Below are 8480 nucleotides of genomic sequence, written 5' to 3'. Positions count from 1 at the left end.
GCAAAATTTGATCGTGCTTAATCTGGATACCAAAATTAAAGGATAACACACTAACTTTTAATTCGTTTGCACTCCTGTTAACCCATCCAGAAGGAAAGAATAATTCTAAAAAACAACAGTTGTAGTCAGAAGAATACGGGATTCCCGCTTCACTTGGTTTTGCCAATTATGATGCCTTCGGTTATTCCTGTTTGCCTATTTTTATGCTTATTCCTTTTTCAGCTCTCCAGCCTGTTACATCGGTCAGACTGATAAAGTATTGATAATCTCTGGTGTCAGCCTGCAAATGTGACCATGAGGCTGGCTAAATCCGGAGGCTCAGCGTGTATAAGGTATTATTTCACAACCTGCAATGCCTGTTCAGCAGCCTTTAATGTAGGTTCGGCCGAAAGCGGGCTTCCTACGGCACCCTGCATCCAGAGCTGGGGAATGAGCCGGCCCTGGCTGAAAATTCGCATAATTTCCGCAGCAAAATCTTTACCGGAGAGATATTGTTCAATCTGGAAATCAATAAGATGCCCGATGGGATAGGCGCTCAGGTACAGGGGGTTTTCGATCATATGGCTGTAAATGGCAAGAATGGGTTCATCTTTTGAACCGAAGACGTCGGCGTAGTATTTGTTCCATACTTCCCTGGCAATGGAAAGAACCGCTTCTTTGAGTTCGCCGGCTGACGCGTCAGGATGATTATAGAGCCATTTCCATACATTCATGTCAACCAGCGAAACGCCCATAATTTCGTAACAGGCCCATGCATTATCAAGGGCCATCATGTGTTCTTTCAGGGGATTCTTTTCCTGTAACCCCAGCAAGGTGAGGTCACGTTTCTGGAAAATGAAGGCCAGAGCTTCTGTAAAGGCCGTGTTCGGAACTCCATAAAGAGGGAAATAATCAACCATTTCGGTGGTTATGGTTTGCTCCACATTGTGGCCGAATTCATGGGTAGCAATGTTGTAACCCTTATAGTCCATTCCGCTCGCACCGATGCGGGTACGTAGCAATGAAACATCACCCTTCATTTCCGTTCCCCAGGCATGACCTGATCCGCGTGCCGGTTCAACTTTGATGCGGGAGGCAATGAACAGGGCTTTTTCTTTGGGAAAACCAAGTTTCAGAAGCCATTCGGGCAGAGCTTTTTCAACGGCCATGGCATCAGGGTAGCGTTTTCTGGTTATGGCAGTAAGTTCAGACTCTGATATACTGCTTCTTGACTTAAACCCGTCGTACCAGATATCAAAAGGCTGAAGAGGGCGTCCCAACCGCTTGCTGATGAGCTTGCCCATTTCCCGGATTACCGGAGAGGATACAAAGTCAATAAAGAGTTTTTCAACTTCGTCCTGGGGGATTTCATACTCCTGTTCAAATTTTCTCTGAATGAAAGTCGGATAAAAGGGGGTATAAGGGTCGATAGCTTTCATGGCCCGGAAGTTTTCCAGCAGCATCTGGTAGCGCTGTTGCCCCTCAGGGGTTGAGGCAACAGTTTTTCCGTCCTTAAGGAGGGTGTTGGTATAGGGGTTCCACTGAAAATTATTCTTGTCGATCATTTCAACGGGGATGGTCTGATCGATAATGCGTTTCATAACCTGGTAAATCATTTTCTGTAGTTCCAGGCCGTTTTCACCTTCGGCATAATGTGATTTCAGCTCATCCCTTAGTCCCCAGTGCGAAATGAGCCGAAGGTCGCTCGGGAAAAGCGTTTTTCCTTCGTCATTAACCAGATTACCAAGGTAGATGTTGTAGTTGGCAATATAGTTTTCTGATGCAGTGAGCTTGCTGGTGGTATTTTGTTGTACGTCGGCCGGTACACGGGCGGTAAACATGTCGCCCAGGCGGGCATATGCCCATTCAAGGCGGCTCCATTTCGGGCCGAGCTCTGTCTTTTCGCGGAGTGAATAAAACGGAAAGTTCAGTATGGTAATAAAAGCAATTTTGTTGGCAAAGAAATCGTCGGTGAAATGGGCCGAAGGATTGTAAGCCCCGAAAAGCTCATCGATGGTGCCTGGCTCTTCCTCCGAAACAAGGTGCAAAGGTTTGAGAAGTTCTTTGTTGATTTTGGAATAGTAACCGCGCAGAATTTCAAAACCGCGGCACAGCTTTCTGAAAAGCTGTTCACGGGCAGCCGGGTCACCCTGGTAATTGGCAAGACAAAACGACTGGAATTCAGCTTCGGTTCCATCGGTACTTATCCAGAGAGAGGCAGTCTGCCTGACGCCTTTGTCAATTAAATCTTTCTGGTTTGCGCCATAGCGGCCTGTAAGAGAGTCAATCGTTGCAAGAATAGTCTTTTCGGTGATGCTGGAACCTGTTTGCATGGAGGTAGGTTTTTGAGTACATGCCTGAATGCCGATCAGCAGGATGGCAGTAATGAGAAGAGAAAATTGTTTCATCCGAACAAAATTGATTTTCAAAGGTCGGATAGCCTGCCCCGCCAAAGCGGGGGAACACCCATGATTTGAATTTTGTTCATAGGTGTTTGTGTTTGCAATACATGGGTGTTTCATATTAAAACAATTTAATTTTTAATGGTCACAAGCCTGTATCGAGAACTCAGGAGAACCCGGAGGGTTTCATATTCTGAAAATTTGATGTAAAGTTAATCACTGCAGGGATTAAACATATGCCGGAAAACATTTCGGGGAGAGGGAGATGCAATGCAATTCGATCCAATAACGCTGATGATTGAAAGGAATGCCATAGACTGTGCTTCAGGTATGAGGTTAATTTTTTGGATGCGCTTATTTTTCAGTTGCTGCTTACATACCTGTTGTTTTTTTCAGTACGCAGACAAAATCGATATTCCGGAGTTCTTTCGGCACGTATAGCAGAATACCGGGTCTCAAGTTGAGGTTTTCTTTACCCCTTATTTTCAGGCCGGTTATCGGGTTATAAAAAGAGTAATCGTAACGGGCAGAATCCGGCACAGCTATTCGCAGTTCTGTTTGATTTTTCCCATAAACAAGAATTGTGCTGAGGTTGTCGTCGGCAAGGCACCACGCTTTATTTCGGGTCAGTTGGTTGGCGAGCCGCATTGTGCTGTAGGGGAGCGACCGTAAAATGTCAAGGGCAACTTTGGATTGTTTCCAGAGGTTTTCCCTTGTACGCCAGTTTTGGCAATCCAGGTCACCGCACCCTGTTTTATATCCGAAATAATATTCCACACCGGCACCGCCTGCCATCAGGTTCCCCCAGAGAACGTTGCGGCGGATGGTATCGTGCCGGGGATCGGTGGCATCGGTCCATACACCGGTAGAAAAATGGCCTTGTTCGTCATTGGAGACCACCCACGGATGGTTGCCGGAGGCGGATTTTTCTATCCAGTAGCGTGTCTGATCATACACGTAGTCATCTCCTTTCAGCGAGCTTTCGAGCTGTAAAGATAAACATGAGAGGGAGGGTTCGCCGATGAATTTTGAAAACAGCTTCTCCCGGTGCTGGTCGTTGGAGGAAGTATGCATGGCTATGGGGGTATTCCACAGATCGAGGCTGTCGATATAATGCATGAACATACGAAGCTGGTCAGTGCTGAGGGCTTTTCCCCTGCCGGTTTCATTCTCCTGGTCTTCGGCAATTTCTTCCCCCAGGTTAAACGTAATTCCGGGAAGGTCGGCAAAACGGGCCACCATCTCGCGGTAGAACAGCTTGCGGCTCATGGCAAAGGCATTGGAACCCTGCCATCCTTCATCGGCCTCGAAAAGTTGCTCATTTTCCGTTTCGCTGAGAAAGAAATGGATGTGAATGCCTTTCCTGTTCATGTGTTCAAATACAATCCGCCACTGATCGAGTTTGGAGCAGTCGAAACGGTACCGTTCATCCGGTGCCGTGAAGGGCCAGACATCCTTTCCGTCGCCATGCAGGGTGAGAGCGATAAGATAAACGGAGTTCATTCCCATGGATGACAGATAATTAACAGCACCTATTATTCCCTTTCCTTTTCCTCCCTGCCATGTTGGATCATCCTTCTGCCAGTCAACGGCATGAGCTTCCCATGTTTTGGTATAGTCGGTTTCTCCCTGAGAAAAGGTTCCGTCAAAATCACGGTAAGCAAGAAAGTTTTCCGGGCTTCCGGCCCCGGCTTTCAGAAAGTATTCACCGTTGCTGAAACGGTAATAGCGTTGGCCGGCGTATTGAAGTTTTCCTGCTGCCCGGAAATCAGGCGGATTTTTATCTGTTTCGGTAATGCGGATGCTGCCGGTTGTTCCGTCAAAAAAGCAGGGTTTGCCTGATGAAGCCGTCTCAACGGCAACATTTTTCCCTTTACGGAATGAAACAGAATACTGCCAGATGCCGGTATCGGGCGGAAGAAAATGAACTTTCCATATGTTGCCGGCATCTTTCCCGGTTTCAGCAGCATTTCCGTCGGCTGCATAATAGCCCGGAACAACCACAGTGGTGTTGTTCCGGGTGAAGGTGACGTCCAGCCGGTAATTCAAAAACGGGTTATCCTTGCTCTGCTCACTCGTCGCAGGTCCTTTAAAAATCAGCACCACAGGATGCCACCTTTTCAGTTCTCCTGTTATCTCAATTTGTGTTTTTTTATTGCATTGAACGGCAGTCAGGGCAAGTATGCCAGCTACAATGATGCCCGGAAACCAGTTGGTAATTTTTTTCATAAAAGGCAATTAAACAGGCAGTAAGTTTAGCCAATATACAAAAATTACCTTGATAATAAATTGGGAAGTGGCGGTGCAGATTTGCCATTTGCTTCCGCCGTTGCAGTGAATGCATACAATAGAGGAAAATTCTGTTATAAGTTACTTGTGCGTACAAGTTTTATTATCTTTGCGCTGAAACTGGTTTGTGATGACAGAAGTTTTGCTGTACCGAAAACTTTATGAGGATATTAAGGGGGATATCCTTTCGGGTAAGTACCGGGAAGGAGATCTGCTTCCGTCAGAAAATGTGCTGAAAGACGCCTGGCATGTTACCCGTTCTACCGTCAGGCGTGCCATGCTGGAACTGGAGAAGGAGGGATATATTTCAAGGAAGCAGGGGAAAGGAAGTATTGTTCTTCCCCGCAGGAGGCACACGCTTGGTTTGTTATCGGTAAAAGGTTTTTCGCAGGTGGTTGGAGAAACGAAGAAACCGGTAAAAACTATCACAATTGAGAAACCTATACAAACCTTTTTTCCTGCGGATTTTTTTTACCCTCTTTCCGATGTTGAAACCGAGGCAGGGTGTATTTTTCTGAAGAGGATCCGCTGTGTGGGCGATGAACCGGTAATGCTTGAAAATACGTACATACCCAATATCGGACTGGAGGATCTGGTCAGTATGCCTTTTGTAAACGGCTCACTTTTTGAAACGCTCGGCCGTGTTTATCAGATCGAAATCAGGCATGCCGAGCCGGATCTGCGGGCTGTGCTGGCCGGCAGAGCGGAAAGCCGATGGCTCAGAATACCGGAAGGGACTCCCTTATTGCATATTTATTTACGATTCAGTACCAACCGGCAACATGTTTCCATCTATAGCTCACTTTTGTGTAATACCAATCGATATTCTGTAGGAATTAACCATTAAAACCAGAAATTATGAGCAAAGTATCTGAACTTGCAAAAATGATTGATCATTCCATTCTGCATCCCACTTTTACTGATGCCGATCTGGAAGAGCAGTGCAATGTGGCAATGAAATACAACGTGGCTTCGGTTTGTGTCAAACCTTATGCGGTAAAAAGAGCCGCTGAAATCCTAAAGGGTACTGACGTGAAAACTGGTTGTGTGATCGGATTTCCTCACGGCAACAGCTGCACGGAGGTGAAGGTATTTGAAACCGAAAAGGCCTGCAAGGATGGTGCGGTAGAGATTGACATGGTGATCAACATTGGCAAAGCCCTTGGAGGCGACTGGGAATATGTGGAGCAGGAGATTAAGGCTGTGACGGATACCTGTCATAAGTATGGCGCCATTGTGAAGGTAATTTTTGAAACCGATTACATTACCAGGACGGAGGATAAAATACGGTTATGTGAGATATGCACAAGGGCGGGAGCCGATTTTGTAAAAACTTCGACCGGATATGGATTTGTAAAGCAATCCAATGGGGATTACAACTATAAAGGAGCTACGGTGGCCGACATTGAGCTGATGCGAAGACACTGCGGGCCAAACGTTCAGGTGAAGGCCGCCGGCGGTATACGCACTCTTGACGATTTGCTGGCAGTAAAAGCTGCAGGGGCTACACGGTCAGGAGCTACGGCCACAGCGGCTATGCTGGAAGAAGCAAAAAAACGTTTTGGGGATTCCTAACTATTAAAATTTTGGAGGGGATGCTGAAAAATATTATTTTCATGCCAGTTTAGATTATAAAAATACTGGCAATATGAGATTGATATGTTTGATCGTAGTTTATGTTTTGGTTTCCTGCAACATCACATTGTGGGCACAGTTTTCGGGTGGCAGCGGTACTCCCTCAGATCCCTACCGCATTGCCACATTAGACGATTTGAAAACCCTCTCGGAGTCTGCGGCGTACTGGGATAAGTTTTTTATTCAAACAGCCGATATTGACGCATCATCAACAAACGGATGGAATGATGGTATGGGTACTATTCCCATTGGAAATGATGCGGTGAAATTCACAGGAATTTATGATGGCGGGAATCATATCATAAGCAATCTTTACATAAACAGGGATACAACTGACTATGTCGGTTTGTTTGGTTATACAAGTTCCCCGGGAATTATTAAAAACACCCGGTTGGTGAATGGCAGTGTAACCGGGAAGTCATACGTTGGCATGTTGGTGGGCAGGAACCTGTTTGCAAAAATTGAATATTGCCTGTCAGATGGTGTTGTTTATGGCAAGGATCCTTTGTATTCGCGATGCGGTGGACTGATTGGAAGCAATGCCGGTCAGATCAGTTTTTGTTATTCCGAAGCCGATGTAATTGCTGAAGGCGCAATTGCCGGAGGTCTGGCTGGTATGCATACGAATGTGATGGAAAAATGTTATGCAACCGGCAATGTAAGTGGTACAGGTACGGTTGGGGGGCTGGTTGGTACTGCCACAGGTACGATAAAGGAATGTTATTCTGTGGGGCAGGTTACCGGAACCGGCCGTACCGGTGGTCTTGCAGGCGAAATAGGCTTAAATAGCGATTTGTCAGATTGTTATTCTCGAAGTAATTTGGTTAATCAGTCATATGCAGGAGGATTTGCAGGATACATAAGTGGTACCAATGCAAAGGTGAATAAATGCTATGCAACCGGAACTTTTTCAAATAAAACAGGATATGCCAACATAGGAGGTTTTGCCGGAGCCATTAATACAGGAGCTTCGGTGACCAATTCTTACTGGGATACGGAAGTTTCAGGAATTATGTCCAGTGCCGCCGGTGAGGGAAGAACTACAGCCGAACTAAAGAATGAATCAACATATCTTATGGCAGGTTGGGATTTTGTTTGTGAATCAGAGAACGGAACTGTTGATATATGGGCAATTACTGAAAACGGGAATAATGGCTATCCTTTCTTGGTGTGGCAGGGACTTAGTTATGATACCGAAGCCCCTGTTATATTGAATTCTCCGGAGAACAAAACTGAATATATACAGACAGACTGCCACGTTTTGCTGGGTGACTTCAGAACCAGTGTAACAGCTACCGATAATTGTACGCCCGATGCGAAGCTTGTTATTTTGCAGAACCCTGAACCGGGCACTTTGTTGAGTTTGGGAGAAACCCAGGTAACCCTATCCGTGAAAGATGGCTCAGGAAATGAATCAATTACGAATTTCACAATTACAGTTGCAGATACCGTGAAACCCATGCCGGTGTGTCCAGAGAATCAGCAACGTATTCTTTCGGATGGGGTGAATGTTTATACCGTCTCCGGAGAAGAATTTAATCCGATCGCAATTACCGAAAATTGTACATTGGAGTCTGTGGTAAATAATGTCAATGGCAACTCAACACTTGAAGGAACAAATCTGAATGCAGGTACCAGCAGGATAACCTGGACAGCAACGGACGGGAGCGGAAATCAGGCCACATGTTCTTTTGATATAACCGTGAGCCATGCTGCGGAGATTGAAACAGATAATGAACCTGCCATACGTGTTTACCCAAATCCGGTTACATCATTCATAGAAATAGAGGTTACTCATTCCGACGAACGTTACATTGCGATGCTTATTGATGCAAATGGCCGTATGGTAAGCAATTCAGATTTCAGAAAGAAAATCCACATTCCGATGCAGGAACTGAAAGAAGGAATGTATATATTAAAAGTTGGGAAAAACAATCAGTATTACCTCTGGAATATTCTCAAAATAAGATAGGCTATTACCGGTGTTTTTTCGCTATTATTTGGGAGTACATGTTCTCTCTGAGGAATTCGCTTTTTTAATCCGTAACTCCGATAAAATTACGTATTAGTTGAAAAAATGTTAATAAAAGACTTTGAAATATAAAGTTTTTGTTTTTTCTTTGTAATACGTAAATACGTATTTATGAAAGAAACAAAACATCCACAGTGGGCTTT

5 protein-coding genes are annotated in these 8480 nt (G+C 45.3%); 3 read left to right on the top strand and 2 right to left on the bottom strand.

Translation table 11 applies throughout. The features are described from left to right. Positions 1–335 precede the first annotated feature (335 nt). Positions 336–2312, bottom strand: a complete 1977-nt coding sequence (locus GX419_03930) for a hypothetical protein (protein NLI23840.1) — start codon at positions 2310–2312, stop codon at positions 336–338. A gap of 441 nt (positions 2313–2753) precedes the next feature. Then, on the bottom strand, positions 2754–4610 hold the full coding sequence (locus tag GX419_03925) for a DUF5060 domain-containing protein (protein NLI23839.1): 1857 nt from the start codon (positions 4608–4610) through the stop codon (positions 2754–2756). Positions 4611–4800: 190 nt separating this feature from the next. Here GX419_03925 and GX419_03920 point away from each other — a divergent pair, with 190 nt between their 5' ends. From GX419_03920 to GX419_03910, 3 genes are all read left to right on the top strand, one after another. Continuing rightward, positions 4801–5517 (top strand): GntR family transcriptional regulator, encoded by a 717-nt coding sequence (locus GX419_03920; GenBank protein NLI23838.1) that lies wholly within the window; start codon positions 4801–4803, stop codon positions 5515–5517. An 11-nt stretch (positions 5518–5528) separates the two neighbouring features. After that, positions 5529–6245 (top strand): deoxyribose-phosphate aldolase, encoded by a 717-nt coding sequence (gene deoC / locus GX419_03915; protein NLI23837.1) that lies wholly within the window; start codon positions 5529–5531, stop codon positions 6243–6245. Positions 6246–6318: 73 nt separating this feature from the next. Next, a complete protein-coding gene (locus GX419_03910) occupies positions 6319–8277 on the top strand; it encodes an HYR domain-containing protein (GenBank protein NLI23836.1) in 1959 nt (652 codons plus the stop codon). Positions 8278–8480: the final 203 nt, after the last annotated feature.

It is taken from the genome of Bacteroidales bacterium (assembly GCA_012517825.1).
Lineage (GTDB): Bacteria > Bacteroidota > Bacteroidia > Bacteroidales > JAAYUG01 > JAAYUG01.
This window is presented reverse-complemented; position numbering and strand designations above follow the sequence as displayed.